Origin of the sequence: Variovorax sp. SPNA7 (assembly GCF_033807855.1) — a bacterium.
GTDB lineage: Bacteria > Pseudomonadota > Gammaproteobacteria > Burkholderiales > Burkholderiaceae_C > Variovorax > Variovorax beijingensis.
The window spans coordinates 5069549-5093883 of the sequence record NZ_CP138513.1 but is presented as its reverse complement, the minus strand read 5'-3'; the positions used below and the strand labels follow the sequence as shown (position 1 = coordinate 5093883).

General features: G+C 68.1%; 11 protein-coding genes. 5 read left to right on the top strand and 6 right to left on the bottom strand.

Translation table 11 applies throughout. From position 1 onward, the window contains the following. Window positions 1-2: 2 nt before the first annotated feature. The 3 genes from RZE77_RS23815 to RZE77_RS23805 form a co-directional block, all read right to left on the bottom strand. On the bottom strand, window positions 3-986 hold the full coding sequence (locus RZE77_RS23815) for an ABC transporter permease (protein WP_319439547.1): 984 nt from the start codon (window positions 984-986) through the stop codon (window positions 3-5). Continuing rightward, window positions 983-2605, bottom strand: a complete 1623-nt coding sequence (locus tag RZE77_RS23810; protein ID WP_319439546.1) for a sugar ABC transporter ATP-binding protein — start codon at window positions 2603-2605, stop codon at window positions 983-985. The genes RZE77_RS23815 and RZE77_RS23810 overlap by 4 nt, the downstream gene beginning before the upstream one ends. 118 nt (window positions 2606-2723) lie before the next feature. Continuing rightward, entirely contained in the window at window positions 2724-3680 is a 957-nt protein-coding gene (locus tag RZE77_RS23805; RefSeq protein ID WP_319439545.1) for a sugar ABC transporter substrate-binding protein, read from the bottom strand. A gap of 215 nt (window positions 3681-3895) precedes the next feature. Between RZE77_RS23805 and ychF the strand changes: the two genes are divergently transcribed. Both ychF and RZE77_RS23795 read left to right on the top strand, forming a co-directional pair. Next, on the top strand, window positions 3896-4987 hold the full coding sequence (gene ychF, locus RZE77_RS23800; protein ID WP_319439544.1) for a redox-regulated ATPase YchF: 1092 nt from the start codon (window positions 3896-3898) through the stop codon (window positions 4985-4987). A 6-nt stretch (window positions 4988-4993) separates the two neighbouring features. Next, entirely contained in the window at window positions 4994-5668 is a 675-nt protein-coding gene (locus tag RZE77_RS23795; protein ID WP_319439543.1) for a glutathione S-transferase, read from the top strand. 10 nt (window positions 5669-5678) lie between these two features. Here RZE77_RS23795 and RZE77_RS23790 read toward each other — a convergent pair whose 3' ends face one another. Continuing rightward, window positions 5679-6149 (bottom strand): YqaA family protein, encoded by a 471-nt coding sequence (locus tag RZE77_RS23790; protein ID WP_319427738.1) that lies wholly within the window; start codon window positions 6147-6149, stop codon window positions 5679-5681. 181 nt (window positions 6150-6330) lie between these two features. Here RZE77_RS23790 and dusB point away from each other — a divergent pair, with 181 nt between their 5' ends. Genes dusB through purH form a run of 3 tightly spaced genes read left to right on the top strand, consistent with a single transcriptional unit; the run spans window position 6331 to window position 9273 of the window. Continuing rightward, on the top strand, window positions 6331-7389 hold the full coding sequence (gene dusB, locus RZE77_RS23785; RefSeq protein WP_319439542.1) for a tRNA dihydrouridine synthase DusB: 1059 nt from the start codon (window positions 6331-6333) through the stop codon (window positions 7387-7389). Window positions 7390-7408: 19 nt separating this feature from the next. Further along, window positions 7409-7645: a Fis family transcriptional regulator gene (locus RZE77_RS23780; protein WP_007838304.1), complete on the top strand. Its 237-nt coding sequence runs from the start codon at window positions 7409-7411 to the stop codon at window positions 7643-7645. 20 nt (window positions 7646-7665) lie between these two features. Then, the gene (purH, locus tag RZE77_RS23775) at window positions 7666-9273 is read left to right on the top strand and encodes a bifunctional phosphoribosylaminoimidazolecarboxamide formyltransferase/IMP cyclohydrolase (RefSeq protein WP_319439541.1); all 1608 of its coding nucleotides are present in this window, start codon (window positions 7666-7668) and stop codon (window positions 9271-9273) included. Window positions 9274-10553: 1280 nt separating this feature from the next. On the opposite strand, the gene RZE77_RS23770 is transcribed toward purH, so the two are convergent. Continuing rightward, window positions 10554-10904, bottom strand: a complete 351-nt coding sequence (locus RZE77_RS23770) for a hypothetical protein (RefSeq protein WP_319439540.1) — start codon at window positions 10902-10904, stop codon at window positions 10554-10556. Window positions 10905-10913: 9 nt separating this feature from the next. After that, entirely contained in the window at window positions 10914-24305 is a 13392-nt protein-coding gene (locus RZE77_RS23765) for a LysM peptidoglycan-binding domain-containing protein (RefSeq protein WP_319439539.1), read from the bottom strand. Between the last annotated feature and the right edge of the window lie 30 nt (window positions 24306-24335).

Below are 24335 nucleotides of genomic sequence, written 5' to 3'. Positions count from 1 at the left end.
CGTCAGGCCAGGCGGCGATCGGCCCGGCGCTGGCGCAAGGTGTCGATGATCACCGCAACCACGATGACCGCGCCGGTGATGATGCGTTTGCTCGGTTCGCTGGCGCCCACCTGCGCAAGCCCGGCCTCGAGCACCGCGATGATCAGCACGCCGAAGAAGGTGTTGACCACCGAGCCGCGCCCGCCCATGAGGCTGGTGCCGCCGATCACCACGGCCGCAATCACCTGCAGCTCGATGCCGACGCCGGCATTGGGGTCGGCCGCTTCGAGCCGGGCCGACTGCATGAGTCCGGCCAGGCCCGCCAGCAGGCCGGTGGCGGCAAACACGATGATGCGGATCGGCCGCGGATCGATGCCCGCGAGCCGCATGGCTTCTTCGTTGGTGCCGATGCCCACCACGTGCCGGCCGAACACCGTGCGCGTGAGCACCAGCTGGCCGGCGGCCACCAGCACCACCGCGAGCACGAAGGCCGCGGAGATGCCGCCGATCCACGGCGCGGCCAGGCCCGAGATGGCGTCGCCCACGTACTGCGTGCGCGAATCGGTCACCAGGTAGGCGCCGCCGCGCACCGCCTCCAGCATGCCCAGCGAGACGATGAAGCTCGGCAGCCGCCAGGCGACCGACACCGCGCCCGTCACGCTGCCGCACACCAGCCCGGTGGCCAGGCCCAGCGCGGCGGCCACCGGCACCGAGAGCTTCCACTGGAGGATGGCGGCGGCCGTGACGGCCGCGCTCAGTGCAAGCACCGAGCCCACCGACAGGTCGATGCCCGCGATGATCAGGACGAAGGTCATGCCGACGGCCATCACCGCGAGCGCGGGAATCTCGTTGGCAATGGAGATGAAGGTTTCGCGCGTGAGGAAATATTCGCTCAGCGTGCCGAAGAGCGCGACCATGCCCACGAGCACGACGGTCAGGCCCACGTAGGTGCCCAGCTGGCCCTTCAAGGCGGAGGGCGTGGCGGAGGTAGCAGCGGCTGCGGTCATGGTGTCTCGGCGGTGGCCGGTTGGCCCGGATTCGAATCGGAAATGGCGGAGCCCGCCGTGGGGGTTGCCGGGTTGGCGGCGCGGCCTGCCGCATCGCTGAAGGCGGCGGCCAGCAGCGATTGCTCGCTCCAGTGGCCGCGCTCGAACACCGCGACCAGCCGGCCGGCGCTCATCACGCCGATGCGGTCGCACATGGCCATGAGTTCGCGCAGGTCGCTCGACACCATCAGGAGCGCCTTGCCGGCGTCGGTCATGCGGTCGAGCTCGGCGTACAGGTCGGCGCGCGCGCCCACGTCCACGCCGCGCGTGGGCTCGTCGAGCAGCAGCACCTTGCATTCGCGGTGCAGCCAGCGCGCGAACACCACTTTCTGCTGGTTGCCGCCGCTCAGGGTGGCCACCGGCTGTTCGATGCTGCGCGAGCGGATGCGCAGCAGGTCCACCAGCCGCCTGGCAATGCCGCGCTCCTTGGCGCGCTGCAGCCAGCCGGCATGCGAGATGGCGCCCAGGTCGCTCAGCGTGGCGTTGACGCGGATCGATTGCGTGAGCAGCAGCCCCTGCGACTTGCGGTCTTCGGTCACCAGGCCGATGCCGGCGCGGATGGCCTGCATCGGCGAGCGCCAGCCCTTGCGCACGCGCTGCACCGGCTGCGTGGCGGCGATGCCGTCGTAGAGAAGAATTTCGCCGCGGTCGGCGCGGTCGGCGCCGAACAGCAGGCGCACGAGTTCGGTCCGGCCCGAGCCGACCAGGCCCGCCAGGCCCATGACTTCGCCCGCGTGCAGGTCGATGTCGACGTCTTTCACGGCCTCGGCCCGGCCGATGCCGCGCGCGCTCAGCAGCACCGGTCCCGCCACGCGGCGGTCGCGGCCTTCGTGCTCGTGCACCGCGCGGCCCACCATGCGCTGCACCAGCTCGGCTTCGCGCACGCCGGCCATGGCGCGCACGTCCACCAGCCGGCCGTCGCGCAGCACCGCCACGCGGTCGGCAATGCGCTGCAGTTCCTCGAGCCGGTGCGACACGTAGACGATGGCCACGCCGCGCGCCTTCAGCAGCTCGATCTGCTCGAACAGGTGCGAGGTCTCGCGCGGCGTGAGCATGGCGGTGGGCTCGTCGAGCACCAGCACGCGCGTGTCGTCCTGCAGGTTGCGCGCAATCTCGACCATCTGCTGCTGGCCGATGCCCAGCCGCGCCACGGGCGTGGCCGGGTCGATGTGCTCCATGCCGATCTTCGCGAGCTGGCGCGCGGCCAGCTCGTGCAGCTTGCCGCGGCGGATCCAGCCGGTCCGGTTGGGCAGCCGGTCGAGCAGCAGGTTCTCGGCCACCGACAGCGTGGTGACCAGCCCCAGTTCCTGCATGACCATGCGCACGCCCAGCCGCTCGGCGTCGCGGCGGGAAGCAGGCTGGAACGCCGCGCCGCCCAGCAGCATCTGCCCGCGCGTGGGCTGCACCAAGCCGCAGACGATCTTCGACAGCGTGCTCTTGCCGGCGCCGTTCTCGCCCGTGAGCGCGAGCACTTCGCCGGCGTTCAGCACCAGCGAGACGTCGTCGAGCACCGGCGCCGCATAGTCCTTGCCGAGCGCGCTCAGCGAGAGCACCGGCGTACTGCGATGGGCGTCAGTCACGGTGACCACCTCATTCCAGAAACACCGAGGAACCGGCTTCGCCGGGCCTCAGGTGTTGCCCCCGGTAGGGGGTGGGCGAAGCGACACGAAGTGCGCGAAGACTGGGGGCGAGCAACATTTACTTGGCCGAGGTCTTGGTGACCAGCACCACGTCGGTTTTCACTTCGGCCGGCATGCTCGACTGCGGCTTCTTCTCGGCCAGCGCCTTGAGCGCGGTCTCGATGCCGAACACCGCCTGCCTGGCCGCGAACTGGTCGGCGGTGGCAAGCACGCGGCCGTCGGCCAGCATCGGCTTGATGGCGCCGATGTTGTCGTAGCCCACCACCAGCACCTTGCCGGTCTTGCCCGCGGCCTTGACGGCAGCCACGGCGCCCAGCGCCATGCTGTCGTTGCCCGCGAGCAGCGCCTTCAGGTCGGGGTGCTCGCGCATCATGCCGGCGGCCACCGTGTTGCCCTTGTCGATTTCCCACTGGCCCGACTGCACGCCCACCACCGTGGCGCCGGCGGCCTTCATGGCGTCCTGGTAGCCGAGGGTGCGCTGCTGCGCATTGAAGGTGGTCGACACGCCTTCGATGATGCCGACCTTGTCGCCGGCCTTCAGGCTCTTGGCGAGCTCGTCGCCCACCAGCTTGGCGCCGGCGCGGTTGTCGGGGCCGACGAAGGGCACCTGGATGCCCTTTTCCTTCAGCGCGGCGGCGTCGAACTGGTTGTCGATGTTGACCACCAGGATGCCCCGGTCGATGGCCGCCTTGACCACCGGCACCAGCGCCTTCGAATCGGCCGGCGCGATGACCAGCGCATTGATCTTCTGCGCCATCATCTGCTCGACCATCTTGATCTGGGCGGCCGTGTCGGTCTCGTCCTTGATGCCGTTGGCCACCAGCGTGTACTGCGCGGCATGCGCCTTCTGGTGCGCCTTGGCGCCGTCTTCCATGGTGCGGAAGAATTCGTTGGCCAGCGACTTCATGACCAGCGCCACCTTGGGCTTGTCCTGGGCCAAGGCGGGCGAGGCGGCGAAGGCGCCCAGCAGCGCCAGGGCGGCGGCGCTTTGCAGCGTGCGGCGGGTGAACTTCATGGGTGATGTCTCCTGAAATGGTTGAGCGGTGCGCCGGTCTGTGGCCGGGGCACCGATGTTAACCAACGAAAACGTTTGCGCAAACGTTTGCTAATCCGGTTTAACCCTGATTTTTTGCGCGGCGTCTTCCGGGGCGGATGAAGCCACCCGAAACGCGCGCGGCCGAGGGAAAACCTGGACAGCCTAAAATCCCCGGTTACCCAAGAGGACCCCCCATGAGTTTGCAATGCGGCATCGTCGGCCTGCCCAACGTCGGTAAATCCACTCTTTTCAATGCGTTGACCAAGGCCGGCATCGCGGCGGAAAACTATCCGTTCTGCACCATCGAGCCCAACGTGGGCGTGGTGGAAGTGCCCGATCCGCGGCTCGACCAGCTCAGCGAGATCGTCAAGCCCGAGCGCGTGGTGCCCGCCATCGTCGAGTTCGTCGACATTGCCGGCCTGGTGGCCGGTGCCAGCACGGGCGAGGGCCTGGGCAACAAGTTTCTTGCACACATCCGCGAAACCGATGCCACCGTGAACGTGGTGCGCTGCTTCGACGACGAGAACGTGATCCACGTGGCCGGCAAGGTCGACCCGATCTCCGACATCGAGGTGATCCAGACCGAACTCTGCCTGGCCGACCTCGCCACGGTCGAGAAGGCGCTGCACCGCCACACCAAGGTGGCGCGTTCGGGCGACAAGGACGCGCAGAAGCTCGTCGGCCTGCTGGAGCGCTGCCAGGCCGCGCTGAACGAGAACACGCCGGTGCGCGCGCTCGAGTTCACGAAGGAAGAGCAGCCGCTGGTGAAGTCGTTCACGCTCATCACCGCCAAGCCCGCGATGTTCGTCGGCAACGTGGCCGAAGACGGCTTCGAGAACAACCCCTACCTCGACCGCCTGCGCGAATATGCTGCCAAGCAGGGCGCGCCCGTGGTCGCCATCTGCGCCAAGATCGAGGCCGAACTCGCCGAGATGGACGACGAGGACAAGAAGATGTTCCTCGCCGAAATCGGGCAGGACGAACCGGGCCTCAACCGCCTGATCCGCGCGGCCTACAAGCTGCTGGGCCTGCAGACCTATTTCACCGCCGGCGTGAAGGAAGTGCGCGCCTGGACCATCCACATCGGCGACACCGGCCCCCAGGCCGCCGGCGTGATCCACGGCGACTTCGAGAAGGGCTACATCCGCGCCCAGACCATTTCGTTCGAGGACTACATCGCCTACAAGGGCGAACAGGGCGCGAAGGACGCGGGCAAGATGCGTTCGGAGGGCAAGGAATACGTCGTGAAGGATGGCGACGTGATGAACTTCCTCTTCAGTTCGTAAAGCCGCATGCTCACCGTCCATCACCTGAACAACTCGCGCTCGCAGCGCGTGCTCTGGCTGCTCGAAGAACTCGGCCTGCCGTACGAGATCGTCCACTACCAGCGCGATCCGCAGACCATGTTGGCGCCCGCTTCGCTGCGGGCCGTGCATCCGCTCGGCAAGTCGCCGGTGGTGACGACGGACGACGGGCTGGCGCTCGCGGAATCGGGCGCCGTCATCGAAACGCTGATCGAGCGCCATGGCAGCGGCCGGCTCGCGCCCGCGGCGGGCACGCCCGAGGCTGTGCGCTATCGCTACTGGCTGCACTTCGCGGAAGGCTCGGCGATGTCGCCGCTGCTGCTCAAGCTGGTGTTCGACAGGATCGAGAACAGCAAGATGCCCTTCTTCGTGAAGCCGATCGCGAAGATGATCTCGGGCAAGGCCAAGGCGGCCATCGTCATGCCCAACATCGAGAGCCACCTGAATTTCATGGAAGGCGAACTCGGCAAGAGCGAGTGGTTTGCCGGCAGCGAATTCACGGGGGCCGACATCCAGATGAGTTTTCCGGTCGAAGCCGCGCAGGCGCGCGGTGGTCTCGATGCGAAGCGGCCCAGGCTCATGGCGTACCTGGAGCGCATCCACGCGCGCCCGGCCTACCAGCGCGCACTCGAACGCGGCGGCCCCTACGGCCTCCTGAGCTGAAGCGCCAGTCTCAGGACGGAAACACGTAGAGCAGCGCGACCGTCATGGAGACGTAGCGCAGGAACTTCCCGATGGCCATGTAGCCGAGGCATGGCCAGAACGGCAGCTTGAGCCAGCCCGCCACCGCGCACAGCGGATCGCCCACCAGCGGCAGCCAGCTCAGCAGGCAGGCCTTCGGTCCGAGCCGCTCCAGCCAGCCCAGGACCCGCACATGATGTTTCGAGTGCGAATATTTGTCTGCGACCTTGTGCGCGCCGTAGCCCATCCACCAGTCGACCGCACCGCCCAGCGTGTTGCCCAGCGTCGCGACCAGGATCGCGGGCCAGAACATGTCGGGGTTGAGCTTGAGCAGGCCGAAAAGAACGGGCTCCGAGCCCACCGGCAGCAGCGTGGCCGAAACAAAGGCCGCGATGAACACCGTGGAGAGTCCGTATTGCGGAAGCGCGAGTAGCGCCAGGAGTGCGTCGAGCCAGGCTTGCATAAAGTGAAATGAGTCGACGCAGTATAGGCAGCAGCCCTTCTGCGGCAGGTCGGAGAAAACGCCGGATGCGGCCGGTGCCTGCGGTGTACCGCGCGCGCAAATCGTTTCAGCGGACGGAATCGCGCGTGGCTACAATCGTGCCTCATTTTTCAGCAGCCGCTCTCGCGACGCTTTCCACTTCATGACCTTGCAGATCGGCACCCACACGCTGGAAAACCGCCTGTTCGTTGCGCCCATGGCCGGCGTGACAGACCGGCCGTTCCGCATGCTGTGCCGCGAGCTCGGCGCAGGTTATGCGGTCAGCGAGATGGTCACCTCGCGCAAGGAACTCTGGAACACGCTCAAGACCTCGCGCCGCGCCAACCACGACGGCGAGCCCGGTCCCATCGCGGTCCAGATCGCCGGCACCGATGCGGCCATGATGGCCGAGGCCGCGGTCTACAACATCGAGCGCGGCGCGCAGATCATCGACATCAACATGGGCTGCCCGGCCAAGAAGGTCTGCAACAAGTGGGCCGGCTCGGCGCTGATGCGCGACGAGCCGCTGGCGCTTGAAATCGTGCAGGCCGTGGTCGACGCGGCACAGCCCCACAACGTGCCGGTCACGCTCAAGATGCGCACCGGCTGGAGCGAAGAGCACCGCAATGCGGTGAAGCTCGCGCGCGATTTCGAATCGGCCGGCGTGCAGATGCTCACCGTGCACGGCCGCACGCGCGAGCAAGGCTACAAGGGCAGCGCCGAATACGACACCATTGCCGCCGTGAAGGCCGCGGTGCGCGTGCCGGTGGTGGCCAACGGCGACATCCGCTCGCCCGAGAAGGCGCGCGAGGTGCTCGCGGCCACCGGCGCCGACGCGGTGATGATCGGCCGCGCTGCGCAGGGGCGGCCCTGGATCTTCCGCGAGATCTCCCATTTCCTGGCCACGGGCACGCACCTTGCACCGCCGCTGGTCGCCGAGGTGCGCCGCCTGCTGCTCGACCACCTCGTGGAGCACTACGCGCTCTACGGCGAGTTCAGCGGCGTGCGCACCGCGCGCAAGCACATCGGCTGGTATGTGCGCACGCTGCCGGACGGCGAAGCCTTCCGCGCGCGGATGAACACCATCGAAGATTCCGCTGCGCAGCTGCGCGCGGTCGGCGATTATTTCGACGGGTTGGCGGACCGCATGGACCGCATGCCCGTGCACCAGGCGGCCGAAGAGCTGTCCGGTGAAGAGGAGGCGGCCTGCGCCGCCGATTGAGAGGAAGAGAAGAAAAAGCATGAGCAAGAAACACATCGAGGACTGCGTGCGCACCAGTCTGGACAGCTACTTTCGTGATCTGCGCGGCACCGAACCCGACGGCATGTACGAGATGCTCGTGCGCGTGGTCGAGAAGCCCCTGCTCGACGTCGTGATGACGCGCGCCGAGGGCAACCAGTCGAAGGCCGCGCAATGGTTGGGCCTGAATCGCAACACGCTTCGCAAGAAGCTGGTTGAACACAAACTCTTGAAATAAATAACTCCACGGCATATTCCATGGCCCAGACCGCACTCATCTCCGTCTCCGACAAAACCGGCATCCTCGAATTCGCGCAGGCGCTGCATGCGCTGGGCATCAAGCTGCTGTCCACCGGCGGCACCGCCAAGCTGCTGGCCGATGCCGGCCTGCCCGTGACCGAAGTGGCCGACCACACCGGCTTTCCCGAAATGCTCGACGGCCGCGTGAAGACGCTGCATCCCAAGATCCACGGCGGCCTGCTCGCGCGGCGCGACCTGCCCGCGCACGTGGCGGCCATCAAGGAACACGGCATCGACACCATCGACCTGCTGGTGGTCAATCTCTATCCCTTCGAAGCCACGGTGGCCAAGGCCGGCTGCACGCTCGAAGACGCGATCGAGAACATCGACATCGGCGGCCCGGCCATGGTGCGCAGCGCGGCCAAGAACTGGAAGGACGTGGGCGTGCTGACCGAGGCCTCGCAGTACGCCGTGGCGCTGGCCGAACTCCAGGCCAGCGGCAAGCTCAGCGACAAGACCAAGTTCGCGTTCTCGGTGGCCGCCTTCAACCGCATCGCCGACTACGACGGCGCCATCAGCGACTACCTCTCGGCCATCGACTTCGACGCCAGCATCGGCCAGCCTTCGCCCACGCGCTCGATGTTCCCGGCGCAGAGCAACGGCCGCTTCGTGAAGGTGCAGGACCTGCGCTACGGCGAGAACCCGCACCAGCAGGCCGCGTTCTACCGCGACCTGCATCCGGCGCCCGGCTCGCTGGTGTCGGCCAGGCAACTGCAGGGCAAGGAGCTCAGCTACAACAACATCGCCGATGCCGATGCTGCATGGGAATGCGTGAAGAGCTTCGATGTGCCTGCGTGCGTGATCGTGAAGCACGCCAACCCCTGCGGCGTGGCCGTGGGCAAGGACGCGGCCGAAGCCTACGGCAAGGCCTTCAAGACCGACCCGACCTCGGCCTTCGGCGGCATCATCGCCTTCAACCGCCCGGTCGATGGCGAGACCGCGCAGGCCATTGCCAAGCAGTTCGTCGAAGTGCTGATGGCGCCGGGCTACACGCCCGAGGCGCTCGAAGTTTTCCAGGCGACCAAGGCCAAGCTCAACGTGCGCGTGCTCGAAATCGCATTGCCCAAGGGCGGCACCACCGACTGGGACAACGGGCGCAACGCAATGGACGTCAAGCGCGTCGGCTCGGGCCTGTTGATGCAGACCGCCGACAACCACGAGCTCGCGGCGAGCGACCTCAAGGTGGTCACGAAGAAGCAGCCCACGCCCGAGCAGCTGCAGGACCTGCTGTTCGCATGGAAGGTCGCCAAGTACGTGAAGAGCAACGCCATCGTGTTCTGCGCCGGCGGCATGACCATGGGCGTGGGCGCGGGCCAGATGAGCCGCCTCGACTCGGCGCGCATCGCGAGCATCAAGGCCGAGCATGCGGGCCTCTCGCTGAAAGGCACGGCAGTGGCGAGCGATGCCTTCTTCCCGTTCCGCGATGGGCTCGACGTGGTGGTCGATGCCGGCGCGAGCTGCGTGATCCAGCCGGGCGGCTCGATGCGCGACCAGGAAGTGATCGATGCCGCCGACGAGCGCGGCGTGGTCATGGTGCTCTCGGGCGTGCGCCACTTCCGGCACTGAGCTTCTGCCGCCCCCTCGGCCAGGGCCGGGCTGTCCGCTAGCGTTTCGCTGGCGTGCGCAGTCCGGCTTTTTTCTTTGCCGGTGAAGCCGGTGTTTCGTTCGCCTGCGCCGCACTCGAGAGCAGCGACATGAAGAAGTCGAGCGATGCCGCAATCGGGCGTCGTAGTGATAGCCCAGCCCGCCCTGGCTCGTGCCGCCGGAGCTGGCGCTGCCCGTGAGGCTGTTGGCCAGGCGGTAGCCCTCGGCGCGCTCGTAGGCGTTGATCGTCTTGCCCTGGCTGGGGGTGCCGCTGCCGTCCAGGGTGACGCTGGTGGACTCGCGCACGTTGCCCACCGCGTCATAGGCGTAGCGGGTGATGGTGCTGCTGGCGCCCGGCGCGGGAGCGAACAAGCGGCTGAACTCGATGAGGTTCTGCTGGTCCAGGCGGCCCAGGCCGTCGTAGCTGCTGTGGCGGTACTGCAGCAGCTCGCCGGTGGCCAGGTTGTGCGCCAGCGCGTACTCGTAGCTCAGGCCGCCTGTGCCCAGCACCGCGCCGGCGCTCAGTGCGCGGCTGGCGCCGTCGTAGCGGCGCGCATCGACCAGCACGCCGTCGCGGTGGGTGCTCGACAGGCGGCCCAGGCTGTCGTAGGCGTAGGTCTCGGTGGTCTGGGCCTGGCCCTCGGCCATGGGGGTCCAGGCGCCGTCGACCCAGGCCGCATGGGCCACGGTGCTGGTGTCGCTGGTGCGGTTGCCGCTGTGGTCGTAGGTGAGGGTGTGGGTCTGGTTGACCGCGGGGACGTTGCTCGCGCCGTAGAGGGTCTGCACCGTCGTCTGGCGGTTCATGGCGTCGTAGGCGTAGTTCTCCTGGCTGGTCTGCACCAGGGATTCGGTGCCCGTGCCGGTGTTCACCTGGCGTGCGACGTGCGTGCGGTTGCCCGCCAGGTCGTAGTCGATGTTCACCGTCAGGCCGGAGGCCTCCACCCAGCGCATGCGGCCCAGCGCGTCGTAGGCGATGCGGTTGTCCTGGCTTGGGGGGACGGCCGACCGGCTACTACGTTCGATGTTGATGACGAAAGAACGAAAACGAGAACAAACCGGTCAACGAAGCGGTGTCCACGCAGGGAATCAAATCGACCCAACAGCAAAAACTGCTCAAGAAAAGGCAGATTGCATCGATCGAACTCGTGCCGGCACATCTAAAAAGTGGCTTCGCAGCGGTCCCGCCGGGATTGAGCTCTCAAAAATGTCCACTCGGTGGACTGGCGCAGGCGGCGAGTTCGTGTGGACCGACAGTAGGTAGCTCAGCGATCAGGAACCCACGGCATTGCTCCCGTTACCCATTGAATAGTCGACCAAGGTTGCCCCCGATTGAGGGCTGCAATCTCATCTTCTGTGTACCACACGCCATGTGCATCAACGAAGAATGCATGACCATCTTCCAGCGTTACCTGACGTGCTATCCCCAACAGATCGCCTCGCTTTAGAAGTTCGTTAGGTACGACTTGAGTTATCAAAGCAACATCAGAGGCTGGTTGGTGATCTTCAGATGAATTTTCAACTATCAACCTGAATAGCCTTTTTCCATCCCCAGCTTGATAAAGATGTAATTTGTATCGCCCATCTGTATGAATGTCTGACCGTTGCCAAATCATAGTACCCCTTTAGAACTCGAGCCCAGGAAAGATCGACGTAGATCCCCCACTTCTCCAGCGAAACTGATCATAGTTACTTCCCATGTCCGTTAAAACCTGCCGCATCGCCCTTCGATCAATAGGAACCCCGACATTGTCCAATTCGGCAAGACGTACCAGCGCCTCGGCGCGACGAGAGCCTCCCACACCTAGCGCGTGCAGTCCTTCATGAATACCAACTCCCGCAGTGAATTCATAGCCGTTCAACTTAGTTCCGAGCAAGTCGTAGGTATGTCCATTTTGAGTGTTTTGAAGGAATACCACAGCGCGATTTCCATACGACCGCCCCTGTTGCCCTCGCGGCGCGTCCTGTGCACTAAACACCAACTCAATCTCGCCGGAGTCTGCAGCAGCCAAAACGCGCTGTCCCGCGGAACTGCGATTCATCTGCGCGCGCAACCCACCGTCCTTAAAGTAATTAATTCCCCTGGTTTGCGATGCTCTTGATGACTGGTTCACGAGCGAATCGAAGCCAGCGGGCGCTCCAGCGGTGCGTACCCCCGCAGCCCCCCCAGCACCAGCCGCACCTGTGTTGAACGCCTGCGCCCCTACATTGCCCCAGTCCCGGCTAGGAGCGTAAAGCGCTCCAACAAGACCAATACCTGGCGCACTGCGCACCGTATCTACGATGCCACCGCCGATCGTGCCAGCGACACCGTTGCGTTGAATGCTCTGAACGAGTCCACTGTTCGGCTGGTACGGAATCGTCTCCCCAGTGAGCATGCTGCGCTGCGGGAAGAGCGCATTGTCGGCATAGCCCACCGCATCTGCCGCCAACTTGCCCACACCTATTACCGCCTTTGGCAGGGCCGTCCACGCGTCATACGCAGCGCCCGCCACACCCTTGGCGAATCGCCCCCCCGGGTTGAAGGTGAAGAAGCCTTCAACCGGGCCTATTGGCGTGAGGGTGCCTATGGGTGCAGGAGCTTGGTCAATCTTCGCTTGCTGCGCGGCCCTGGAAGTCGTCAAGAAGCTCCAGTCAATATAGGCTGGGGGAGGCGTATCCCGAGCCTCAACGGTGATGGTAGGAAGGCGCCCAGATGCGCCAGAGTCGGACTGATAGCTGCGCTGGTAAGAGTTGCCTCCTTCACCATCATCGACTCTCTCCCAAGGGGCGACATCAGCCGGTACCGCTGTGGCGCGGCCGCCTTCACCTGCGTCCGACATCACGACAGGCTGCGACGGGTCCAACACCCCGTTGGCCGCATACGCGGATTGCCAGAACAGACTGTTTCGGCGGAGAGCTTCGGCGTCGCTGATCGTTGAACCATCGAGCAGGGTGTTCATCGAGGTGTTCGGCTCGTTCGCCCCAATCGGCCCCGATTTGCTGCCGCTACTGCTGTTGGCCGCAGCCAGAGAGTCCCCCAACACGTTGCCGAAGGCGTCAGAAGCCAGCGTGGCCGCACTGATCTTGCCCCCACGCACGGCCTGGCCGACCAGGCTGCCACCGATCCCGGTGACGAGGCTCTTTCCAAGATCGAACTGAACCCCGGGCTGGCCCGGGTAATAGTCCATCGCCGAGTTCAGGCCATAGCTCGCTCCCGCGCTCACCGCACTGGCGGCCACGCTGCGCCAACTGAAGCTCGGTTGCAGCCCGGTAGCCACCGCGATGCCCTGGGTGATGGTGCTGCCCAGTGCTGCGCTGGCCACCCGACCGGCCAGCGCGCTTCCAGTGAAGTTCTGCACGCTTGCGGCCACACCTGCCGCCCCCAAGCCAGCACCCACCCCGGCGCCGATGGCCCCCAGTGCCACGCCCTTCCAGCTGAAGGAATCCTGCGCGCCGATAGCAACGCCCACGGTTTGGCTGGCAATGGAACCCACTGCACCGCCGACCGCTGCGGCGGCAACGCCGACTGCACCGTAACCACCCCCCAAGGCCGTAAGGCCCGTGGTCATCGTGGCGCCAATACCCGTCGAAGCCGTGGCTGTCCCGGCTGTTCCTACCGCTCCCCAACTCCCTGCCGCCGCCCCCGCCGTGTAGATGGTCACCACGATCGCAACAACGACCATGATGATCTGCCCCACCGCCCCGCACCCCCCATCCTGGCTCCGCGGCATGGCCATCATCGCAGGCGAGTCGCTGGCGATCTTGCTCGGGTCGTAGGGCCTGAAAGTGTCGGCGCTGTTGGCGCTGGTCACCACCGCCGGGATGCGCAGCACCTGGCCCGGCTGCAGGTCCGCGTTGCTGCTCAGCCCGTTGGCGTCCGCGATCAGGTACCACAGCCGGCCGTCCCCGTAGGAGGCCTTGGCGATGCCCTGCAGCGTGTCGCCCGTGCCCACCGAATAGCTGCCCGGTGCGTTGGCCGGGTAGTTCGCCGCGATCGGCTGGTAGCCCAGGCTCAGGTCCACCGCGCCCGTGTAGATCGCCGGCAGCACCGCCGGGTCGCCCGTGTAGTTCTGGCGGTAGCGCAGGTCCACCGCCTGCCCGTAGCGCCCCAGCACCTCGCCATTGACGATCAGCTGGCGCTGCGCGTGCTGCGCCGCCTCGGGATCGCCCAGCGTGTAGTCCGAATACAGCACCCGGCCCTGCGCATCGTTCACGTAGCGGTGCTGCGTCAGCTCCGGGTTCACCGTGGCCATCTGCCCCGGGTTGCTCACCCCCGACAGGTGGCCGTTGGCGTCGTAGTGATAGCCCAGCCCGCCCTGGCTCGTGCCGCCGGCGCTGGCGCTGCCCGTGAGGCTGTTGGCCAGGCGGTAGCCCTCGGCGCGCTCGTAGGCGTTGATCGTCTTGCCCTGGCTGGGGGTGCCGCTGCCGTCCAGGGTGACGCTGGTGGACTCACGCACGTTGCCCACCGCGTCATAGGCGTAGCGGGTGATGGTGCTGCTGGCGCCCGGCGCGGGAGCGAACAAGCGGCTGAACTCGATGAGGTTCTGCTGGTCCAGGCGGCCCAGGCCGTCGTAGCTGCTGTGGCGGTACTGCAGCAGCTCGCCGGTGGCCAGGTTGTGCGCCAGCGCGTACTCGTAGCTCAGGCCGCCTGTGCCCAGCACCGCGCCGGCGCTCAGTGCGCGGCTGGCGCCGTCGTAGCGGCGCGCATCGACCAGCACGCCGTCGCGGTGGGTGCTCGACAGGCGGCCCAGGCTGTCGTAGGCGTAGGTCTCGGTGGTCTGGGCCTGGCCCTCGGCCATGGGGGTCCAGGCGCCGTCGACCCAGGCCGCATGGGCCACGGTGCTGGTGTCGCTGGTGCGGTTGCCGCTGTGGTCGTAGGTGAGGGTGTGGGTCTGGTTGACCGCGGGGACGTTGCTCGCGCCGTAGAGGGTCTGCACCGTCGTCTGGCGGTTCATGGCGTCGTAGGCGTAGTTCTCCTGGCTGGTCTGCACCAGGGATTCGGTGCCCGTGCCGGTGTTCACCTGGCGTGCGACGTGCGTGCGGTTGCCCGCCAGGTCGTAGTCGATGTTCACCGTCAGGCCGGAGGCCTCCACCCAGCGCATGCGGCCCAGCGCGTCGTAGGCGATGCGGTTGTCCTGGTAGGTGATGCCGCCCTGCACGGTGGTCTCGCGCAGGTGGCGCCCGGAGAGGTCGTAGACGTAGCTGCTGGTCTTGCCCACGCCAGCGTCGTCGATGCGAACGAGCTGGCCGGCCGCGTCGTAGTGGAAGGCTTGGTTCTGGCCGCGCGTGCTGGTCTGGTGGATGAGCTGGCGGGCGTTGTCGTAGGCATAGCCGTAGCTGGCTCCGCCGATGTCCATATGGCCGGTGAGCGCGCCGAAGTAGTCGTAGCGCCAGGTGGCCAGCGCGCCGTTGGCGTCCAGCTCGATGGTCTTGCGGTTGAGTGCGTCGTAGCCGGCCACGGTGACCAGGGCCTCGCCGGGCGTGGTGCGGCTGAGCTGGGTGGTGCGGATGAGGTTGCCGCGCAGGTCGCGCTCGTACAGGATGCGCTCGCCCGCGCCGTTGGTCTGGCTGCGCAGGCGTCCGGCCTCGTCGAAGCGCTGGTTCTCCGCGATGGCTTCCGCTCCGCTGCCGCGGCGCGTCTGCACCAGGCGGCCGAGAAGGTCGTGGTGGTACACCGTGGTGCGCTGTTCGGCATCGATGCTGCGCACCTTTTCCGAGAAGGCGCTGTAGGCGTGGGTAATGACGCCGCCGTCGGCGTGCAGCTCGGACACGAGGTTGCCGCCGGCATCCCAGGCCTGGCCATTGACGCGGCCCAGCGCGTCGCGCACGGCCACCTGGCGGCCCAGCGCGTCGTAGTACAGGCGCGTGACGGCGGCATTGGGGTTGGCGGGGTTGCCCGCGGCATCGACCCCGGCGTTGCCGTCGGCGTCGGTCTGGATCTGCGTGACGAGCTGGTTGCTGGCGTTGTAGCGGTAGTGCGTCACCCACGCGGCAGCGCGCGGGTCGCTCATGGCCACCACGTTGCCCCAGCGGTCCACGCTCTGGTGGACCACCGGGCGCAGCCAGATGCCGCCGGCCATGTCGTCCAGCCGTTCGGGCAGGGCCTGGGTCACGACGCGCCCGAGCAGGTCGTAGCTGGTGTCGGTGCGGCGCACGTCGCTCAGGGCAGCCACCTCCTGGGCGCTGGCGAAGCCGCCCAGGTCCAGGTCGCCGCGGCCGACGCCGGCGTTGGCGATCTGCGCAGTCTGGCGGCCCAGCAGGTCGTACAGGGCCACCGTGTCGACGCCGCCGACGTTGGTGCGCCACAGCCGCCCGGCGGTGTCGTAATCGAAGTACTCGCCGGCCTGGCCATTGACGCTGCGCGACACCAGTTCGCCGAAGGCGTTGTACTGCATGGCGGTGTCCACCCGCACGCCGGCGGCCGAGGGCTGGCCCACGCCGCCGCCGAGCGAGACGGCGCCATTGGCCTGCTCGACGCTGCCTTGCCACTTCAGCACCCGGGTCGAGCCGCTGAGCTGGTAGATGCGGATCTGGCTGACATTGCCGATGGCCTCGTCAGGCACGAAGTCCAGGCTGGACGCGCTGTTGAGGTGGGCGATCGGGTAGGTGCCGGTGAAGGAGCCCGGATGGCCGGGCTCGACCGTCTCGCCGCTGTCCTCGTCGCCCGGGATGACCGTGCTGGGCGTGATGTAGTCGAACTCGACGGCGAAGCCCGTGCTGCTCGGATCGATGATGTTGGCCAGCTGCGCCAGCGTGAGCTTGCCGTTGTCCGGCGTTGGAAACTGGATGCCTCCGTCGTTGCTGCCCGGGGTCACGCTGGCCTGGGGGTTGGCGCTGTACAGGCCGGTGGCGCCGCCATCGACGTAGTTTGCGCCGTCCGTGGACGTGCCGGGGTCGTAGACGTGGGTCTGGCGGCCCAGCGCGTCGTAGGCGTAGGCGCGCCACAGGGTGCGCCTGGCGCCGTCGTTGCCGGTGACGGACTGCCACTCCTTGGCCGCCAGCCCCTGCGCGTTGTACGAGCTGTTGTGGTTCACGCCCGCCGCGTCGGTGGTCTGCACCACGTGGCCCAGCGCGTCGTATTGCGCATAGCTGGTGCGGTCGAGCCTTGCGTACAGGTCGACGTCTCGCTCCGGGTCCGGGGCCGCCTGGATGGTGGCTGGCGCATAGACATGGTTCTCCATGCCGTAGACGTCCCGGGTGCTGCCGAAGTAGATGAGCTGCATGTGGTGCAGCGCCGTGTCGAGCGAACCGGCGGGCGCGCTGGCGACGTAGCCGATGGGAGCTTCCTGGGTCCATTCGCCGGAGGCCAGCAGCTGGCTGACCACGGCCGGGTCGGACACGAGCTGGGTGTACTCGGAGCCCACCCAGCCCGGTGGCGGCACCTCGCGCATGCGGTACAGGGGCACGGTGCCCTCGGCCTGTTCGGCGGCGATGTAGCCGATGATGCCGTCGTCGGCCCACAGCGGCGCGAAGCCGACAGGCACGAGGTGCCCGGCGAGTTCCGGCTCGGTGACGTATTTCTTGACGACCACGAACTGGGGCAGGGTCGCATGCAACTGGTGCACGGCGACGCTGCCGGGAAAGGGCGTGGCGGAGATGTAGCCGATGTCATTGACGGAGATGTAGCCCCCGGCATGGAAGGCGTCGATCTGGGGATTGGGGATGCTCACCAGCGGCGGCAGCGCGCCGGACGGGGCAGCCGGCATGCCGTTTGCACCCGCCCCGTTCACGTACTCGGTCTTGAGCACCACGTTGCCATGTGCATCGCGGCGGAACACGGTCAGCGGCGTGATGGCCGCGCCGGTTTCGGTGCTGGTGCGCGTGGGCTCGGCCACCGCGGTGACGCGGCCCAGCGCGTCGAAGTAGCTCAGGGTTTCGCCGCCCTTGGCATCGACGGTGCTGGTGAGGTTGCCCACCGCGTCGTAGCCATGGGTGGTGGTGAGATCGCCGCGCGCGCTGCTGCCGTCGGAGGCGGTGCTGAACTCGACGTTCTTGCGCGTCTCGCCCACCTTGCGGTTGTTGCCGTCATAGGTATACACGGTGCGCCGGTCATCGGCATCCACCGGGGCAGCGGGTGCGGGCTCCGCGGCGTCCGCCGCGCCGGTCCAGCCCGCGAGGCTGCCGGTGCCTGCCCAGCCCTCGATCGCACGTGCGTGCTCGACGTGGTCCACGACGTTGCCCGCGGCGTCGAAGCTCTCGCGCGTCAGGTAGCCCAGGGCGTCGACGCTGGCAGTTTTCTGGCCGCGCCGGTCGAAGTAATGCGCGCTCAGCACCCAGTTGCCAGGGCCCTGCAGCTGCGCCTGGCGCACCAGGCCGCCGAAGCTGTCGTAGGTGTTGCGCGTGGTCTTGCGGCCGCTGGCGTACTGGCTGCCGGCGGGCTGGCCTGCGTCGAAGGTGAAGCCCTCGGGCTCGCGCACCTCGATCGCCCGGCCCAGCCGGTCGTAGCTGGTTTCCACGGTGCGGTCGGCATTGCCGGCCAGGGCGCTCACCGAGGCCGCAAGCTGCGCCGGGTCCAGGCTGGCCGGCTGGCCCGCCGCCAGTGGCGTGGCGCCCGCGTAGCGCGTGAGCGCCGTCACGTCGCCGAAGGTGTTGCGCGCGTAGCCGGTCACCTGGCCCAGCGCGTCCACTTCGTGGGTTGCTCGGCCTAGCAGGTCGTAGGTCTTGTAGCTGCGGTGGCCGGCCACGTCGCGGTTGGCCACCGCATTGCCCAGGCCGTCGTAGGTGGTTTCGGTGAAGAGCTGCTGGACGGTGTCGACGCGGGTGGCCACGCCGCCGTCGCCGATGCCGTCGCCGTTGGTCGTGGCGTCGTCGGCGCCAGCGTCGTACACGCCCACGGGCGGGTAGATGACCTTGATCTGGCGGCCCACGCCGTCGTATTCGTAGCGGGTGGTGCGCTGCTCGGGCCGGCCGGCCGCCTCGGTGCGTGCCGCGAGGTCGCCGAAGGCGTTGTAGCTCATGCGCGTGACCACGCTGCCCGGGCCGCTGTGGGCGGTATCGAGCTGCAGGCGCCCGTCGGCGCCAGCCATGACGGCGCTGAGTTCCACCTGCGGCGAGACTTCCTCGGTCATGCGTCCGGCGCGGTCGTAGCTGTAGGTCCAGGTCGCGCCCTTGGCGTTGGTGTGGCTGAGCCTGTTGCCGAAGGCGTCGTAGCTCCAGCCCTGGGTGAAGCCCATGGCATCGGTGCTGGCCAGTACGTTGCCTGCGGCGTCGTAGGCCTGGCTCTGGGTGCGGTCCTGCGCGGCCGGCACCAGGGCCGCGGCCACGCCGTCGGCGGTGGCGGGCAGGGCGCCTGCGGTGCCCGTCGGAATGGAGAGGGCGTACAGGGTGGTGCTCAATACCCGGCCGAGCGCGTCGTAGCGGCTTTGCGAGACGTAGCCGCTGGCGTCGATGCTGTAGGTCTGGCGACCGGCGGCGTCGAACACGCGCTGCGCCACTCGATCGGCGGAGGCGTCGGGCACGAGGCGCGCACGCACGTCGGCCACGCTGGCGCCGGCGCCCAGGCCGCTGGCGTCGATGGCACGGGCGTAGCGCGTGGTGCCGATTTCGCGGCCCACGCCGTCGTAGCGGGACTCGCTGACTCCGCCCAGGGCATCGACCGCGAAGACCATGCGGTTGGCCGCATCCCAGGCGTAGCGCTGGATGCGGTCGGCCGCCGGGTTGGCCGTGACGAGAGCGGCCAGGTCCGCGTCGCTCCAGGCCGTGGTGGCCCCGGGCGCCGCAATGGCGTTGTCGTAGCCGATGCGCTGGCTGACGTTGCCGCTGGCGTCGTAGACGGTGCGGCTGACGCCGCCCAGGGCATCGACGGTGTAGGTGCGGCGGCCGGCGCCGTCGTAGGCCATGACGGTGACGCGGTCGAGCGCGCCCGCCACGATGCTGTCGGGCGCAGCGGCCGTGCCGATGGTGGCGGCGTATGCGATTTGCCGGACCACGTTGCCGCTGCCGTCGTAGGCATGGCGGACCACGCCACCGGCTCCGTCCGCCGTCCAGATGGCGCGGTTGGCCCGGTCGTAGATCGTGCGCAGGTTGCGGTCGAGACTGTCGTCGGCCTGCACCGCAGGGGCATGCTGGCCGTCCCAGCTCGCCAGGGCCGCGCCGTCCAGCACGGCGGCATAGGTCCGCGCGGCGGTGACGTTGCCGTTGGCGTCGTAGCCGTACTGCGTTACGGCGCCCGTGGCGCCCACCTGCCACACGGCACGGTCGAGCGCGTCGTAAACGGTGCGCACGCGCACGTCGGCGCCAGCGTCCGGCACCACCGGCGGATCACCCGCGAGGTCCCAGCCTGCCAGGTCGATACGCTGGGCATAGGCGCGCGTCTCGACGACGTTGCCTGCCGGGTCGTGGATGTATTCCACGACGGCGCCGGTGCCGTCGGCCACGAAGCGCAGCCGCCCGTCGCGGTCATAGCGGCGGCTGTCCACCGCGTCCGCGCCGGGGGAGGCCACGGCGAGTGCCTCGATCTGGGCGGGCGTGGGCGCGTCGTCCAGGCCGCTGATGTCGATGGGCAGGACATAGCCGGTGCGGCGCACCATGCGGCCCTCGGCGTCGTAATCCTGCCGGGTCAGGCGGCCCTCGGCGTCCAGCGTGAACACCAGCCGGTCGAGCGCGTCGTAGGCGTGGCGGGAAGCGTTGCCATTGGCGTCGACGACGCGGGTGACGTTGCCGTTGGCGTCGTATTCGTAGCGGGTCGTGAGGTTCAGGCCCGCCGGGTCGGTCTGCTCCATGACGCGGCGCCCGGCGCCGTCGTAGGTGTAGCGCGCCACACGGCCGCCGGGGTCGGTCACGCTCAGGACCAGGCCGGTGGTGTCGTAGGCGTAGGTGGTGGCCAGGTTCAGGCCCGCAGGGTCGACCGTGCGGCGCACGGCCTGGCCGGCCAGGTCGAACTCGATGGCGGTGACCACGCCGCGCGGGTCGGTGACGCTCACGGCCTGGCCCTTGGCGTCGTAGCCGTAGCGGGTAACGAGGTTCAGGCCCGCGGGATCGACGGAGCGGGTGAGCAGCCGGTTGGCGGCGTCGTAGGCATAGCTGGTGACGGTGCCGTTGGCGTCGGTGCTGGTCAGCCGCAGGCCGGCGTTGTCGTAGGTGCTGCTGGTGCTCGCGCCCAGCGGCGCGTCGGTTTGCAGCAGGTTGCCGCTGTGGTCGTAGCTGTAGCTGGTGGTGTTGCCCCGGCCGTCGGTGACGCTTTGCGTCTGGCCATGGCGGTTGCGCACGGTGGTGAGGCTCACGCCCTCGGGCGTGGTGAGGGTGACGCTGCGGTTGGCGGTGTCGTGGCTGTAGCTGGTGGTGGCGCCCAGGGCATCGGTCTGGGTGAGCGTGCGGCTGAAGGCGTCGTAGGTGGTGTGGCGCGCGCCCCCGAGCGCGTCCGCCGTGGCGACGATGCGGCCCAGCCGGTCATAGGCGACCTGGCTGCGGTTGCCGTTGCCGTCGATGTGCTCGATGAGCCGGCCGAAGGCGTCGTAGGTCTGGCGCTGGGTGAGGGCCAGTGCGCCGGCATCCTGGACGCCGAGCGTCTGCAGGCCGCGCCGGTCGTAGCCGATCGTGTCGGTGACGATCTGGCCGCCGGCCAGCGTATGGCTGGTGGCGATGGCCTGGCGGAAGATGTTGTACGAGTAGCTGGTGGCATGGCCCAGCGCGTCGGTCCGGCTGGCCAGGGTGCCGGTGGCGTTGTAGGCATAGTGGATGTCGCTGTCCAGGGCGGCATTGCGCACCGCATTCAGCGCAGCAGCCAGCGTGGTGTTGGCGAGGCCGCCGGCATTTGCGCCGGTGAGGCCGGCCAGGCTGATGCGCGTGCCGTAGTCGATGGTGTCGACCAGTTGGCCCAGCGCGCTGTAGCGATTCTCCGAGACCTCGCCCAACGCGTTGACAGTGAAGGTCAGCCGGCCCTCGCCATCGTAGAAGAACAGCGTGCGGTGGCCGTTGGCGTCGGTGCTGCCGGTGCGCCGCCCGGCGGCATCGTAGTTGTGGGCAATGCCGTGCGTGGCCCAGATGGCGTCGATCTGTGCGGCGGTCTGGTCGCCGGTCAGCAGCGCACTGCCGTTGCCGTCGAGTTCACCGACCAGGCGGCCCTGCACGTCGTAGCGCTGCGTGAGCGTGCGCTGCTCGGCGGTGCCGAGCGCGGTGGTGCTTTGCACCAGGCGGCCCATGCTGTCATAGCTGTAGCGCGTGACCGTGCCGTCCACATCTGTGCGGGTGAGCAGCTGGTTGGCTGCGCTCCAGGTCCGGCTCACCACCTGGTCCTGCGGGCTCGAGTCCGGCCGCACCTGCGCGAGCGTGGCAGCGGTGGCGGGAGCCGGGACGAGGAGGGCAGGGCTCGCGTAGCGCAGGGTCTGCGCGACGTTGCCGTTGGCGTCGTACACCGTTTCGGTGAGATAGCCCTCGCCGTCGACCTGGCCAACGAGCTGTTCGCGCGCGTTGTAGAAGTTGTATGTGCGGATGTCGCCGGCGCTCGCAGGCGGCAGCAGCGCCGCAAGGGTGTTGGTGGCGCGCGCCGTGGCCACGGCGGCGGCGAAGCCGGCCGCGTCGCCAAAGCCCGGGGCGGCGCTGGCGTAGCGGATGGTCTGCGTCAGCGCGCCCGCGCCGTTGTAGCGGTATTCGGTGAGGTAGCCCTCGCCGTCGATGACGGCCTGCACGCGGCCGTCCAGGTCGTACAGCGTGCTGACCGTGCGGTCCGCCGCGGCGTCGGGCGCGGCCAGTGCCGCCAGTTGCGCGGCGCTCGGGAAGCCGCCGGCACCGCCCTGGCCCAGTTGGGCGACGTTCACCGTCGCGGCCAGTTGCGACACGGACACGACGCGCGAGGCGCCGTCGTAGCGAGTGCGGGTCACGGCACCGGCCGCATCGACCTGCCAGGCCAGCCGGCCGGCCTTGTCGTAGACGTTCCAGCTGCGCTGGTCCTGTGCGCTGGCCGGCGGCACGATGGCCGCCAGCGCCACGGCTGCCGGCGTGCCGTCGGCCCGGGTCAGCAGCGAGGTGTTCACCGCCGTGGCGTAGGCGATGGTCACGGCCACCTGGTCGTTGGCGTTGTAGCGGTACTCGGTGAGTTCGCCCTGCGCACCGATGTCCGCCACCTTGCGGTTCTTGGCGTCGTACAGCGACCAGCGGCGCACGCCGGTCGGGTCCTGCGTCATGCGCAGGTTGCCGTCGGCATCGTAGAAATAGCGGGTCTGGCCCAGCGCACCGGTGGCCGCGCTGGCTTGCGCCACGCTGATCAGGCGGCCCGCGCGGTCATAGGTGGAAGTGGTTGCCAGCCCGTTGGCCAAAGTCAGGGTGGCGCGGTTGTTGGTGTCGTCGTAGCTGGTCAGGCTCAGGTTGGGAGTGCTGCCGTCCAGCGACGGGCCGCTGACCGCGACGATGCGGCCCAGGCCGTCGTACACGTACTGCGTGACACTGGAGGTGTTGGGAGCGATGGTCTGGCGCAGCAGCCCGTTGGGGTCGTAGATGTACTGGGTGGTGGCCGCCGCGGCCGCCACGCCGGTGCCGTCGGCGGCCGTGTCGGCGTAGCTGGTGCTGCTTTGCAGCTGGCCGCGGAAGTCGTAGCCGTAGTCGGTGCGCACGCTGCGCGTGAGGTCCTGCGCGGCTTGCCAGCTTTGCATCTGCGCTTCGCTCGGCACGCTTGCCTGGTCCAGGGCGCCCAGGTCGTAGCGGTCCGCGGCGTACTCGATGGCGGCGGTGCGCAGTCCGTTCGCGTTGTAGCGGTACTCGGTGACGCTGCCGTCGGGCTGGATCAGGAAGCGCAGCTGCGTGGGCCGCCCGGCGGCGTAGACGTAGCGCGTGGTCTCGGGGTCGGCCGCGGCCTGCGAGCCGGTGGCGGCGATGGCGTAGCGGGTGTCGGTGAGCAACTGGTTGGCCGCGCTGTAGGTGGCCGTGTGGGTGTTGCCCTCGGCGTCGACCTGGCCGATGAGGTTGTCTCTTGCGTCGTACTGCAGCGTCGTGGTGTTGCCCAGGCCGTCGGTAAGGCTGGTGACGTCGCCCAGGCTGTTGTAGCTGTAGTTGACCTGGCTCAGCCCGGCGCTGTTGGCCGCGGTGACGCCGCTGCGCACCTGGGTGAGCTGGCCCTTGGCGTCGTACGTGTAGACCGAGGATTGGCCCAGCGGGTCGGTCACGGTGGTGGTGTTGGCCGCAGTGTTGTAGGCGAACCGGGTGGTGTTGCCCAGGCCGTCGGTGACGGAGGCGACCTTGTCGATGCCGTTGGCCTTCACGTAGGTGAAGCTCAGGCTGGTGCCGTCGCTCTGGGTGATGGAGCTGATGCGGGTGGTGGAGCCGTCGTAGCCGTACCGGGTGACATAGCTGGACGCCGACTCGGCACCGGCGGGCACGTCGCCGTAGGGATTGAGGTTGACGCTGACGGAGACCAGGCGCTTGCGGTTGTCGTAGGCGTAGCTGACTTCGCTGACCACCTGGCCCGAGGCCAGCGTGGCGCTCACGGTGACCTGGTCGTTGACGCTGTAGCTGTAGTTGACCGCCTCGCCGCTGGCATCGCTCACCCGCAGCAGTCTGTCATCCCCGTCGTAGGTGTAGGTCAGGGTGTGGGCGTCGGCGTCGGTGGACGACAGCAGCAGTCCCTTGCCTCCGCCCTGGTAGGTTTCGGTGGCGCCGGTGGCGTTGTTGGTCCAGGTGAAGGTGCTGTCGGGGTTCTGCCGGATGCTGTTGACGATGGTATCGGCCCCGGGGGCCACGAGGCTGCGATAGCTCTGGCTGGCCGCGTCCCAGGCGAAGTAGCTGATGGAGCCGTCGCCGTCCAGTCGCTGGATCTGGCCGCCGGAGCGGTGCACGCTCTTGGCCTGGCCGAATTGCCAGTTGCTGTTGGTGGTGAAGCCCGCCAGGCTCTGGGTGTTGTAGGTGCGCGCGGAGACGATGTCCGGCCCCAGGCCGACCAGCAGGGCGTCCTCTTCCTGCACCACGAGATTGCCGTTGGAGACGTTGACGTAGACGGACTCGCCGGTATTGCCCTGCCGGGGGTCGCCCGTTCGCCCGTTGGCGCCCAGCGCCGTCCATGAGCTCAGGTTCAGGCCGGTGTTGTTGCCGCTGATGATCGCAACCATGCTTGTTCTCCCTTGACGCGACCACCCCCG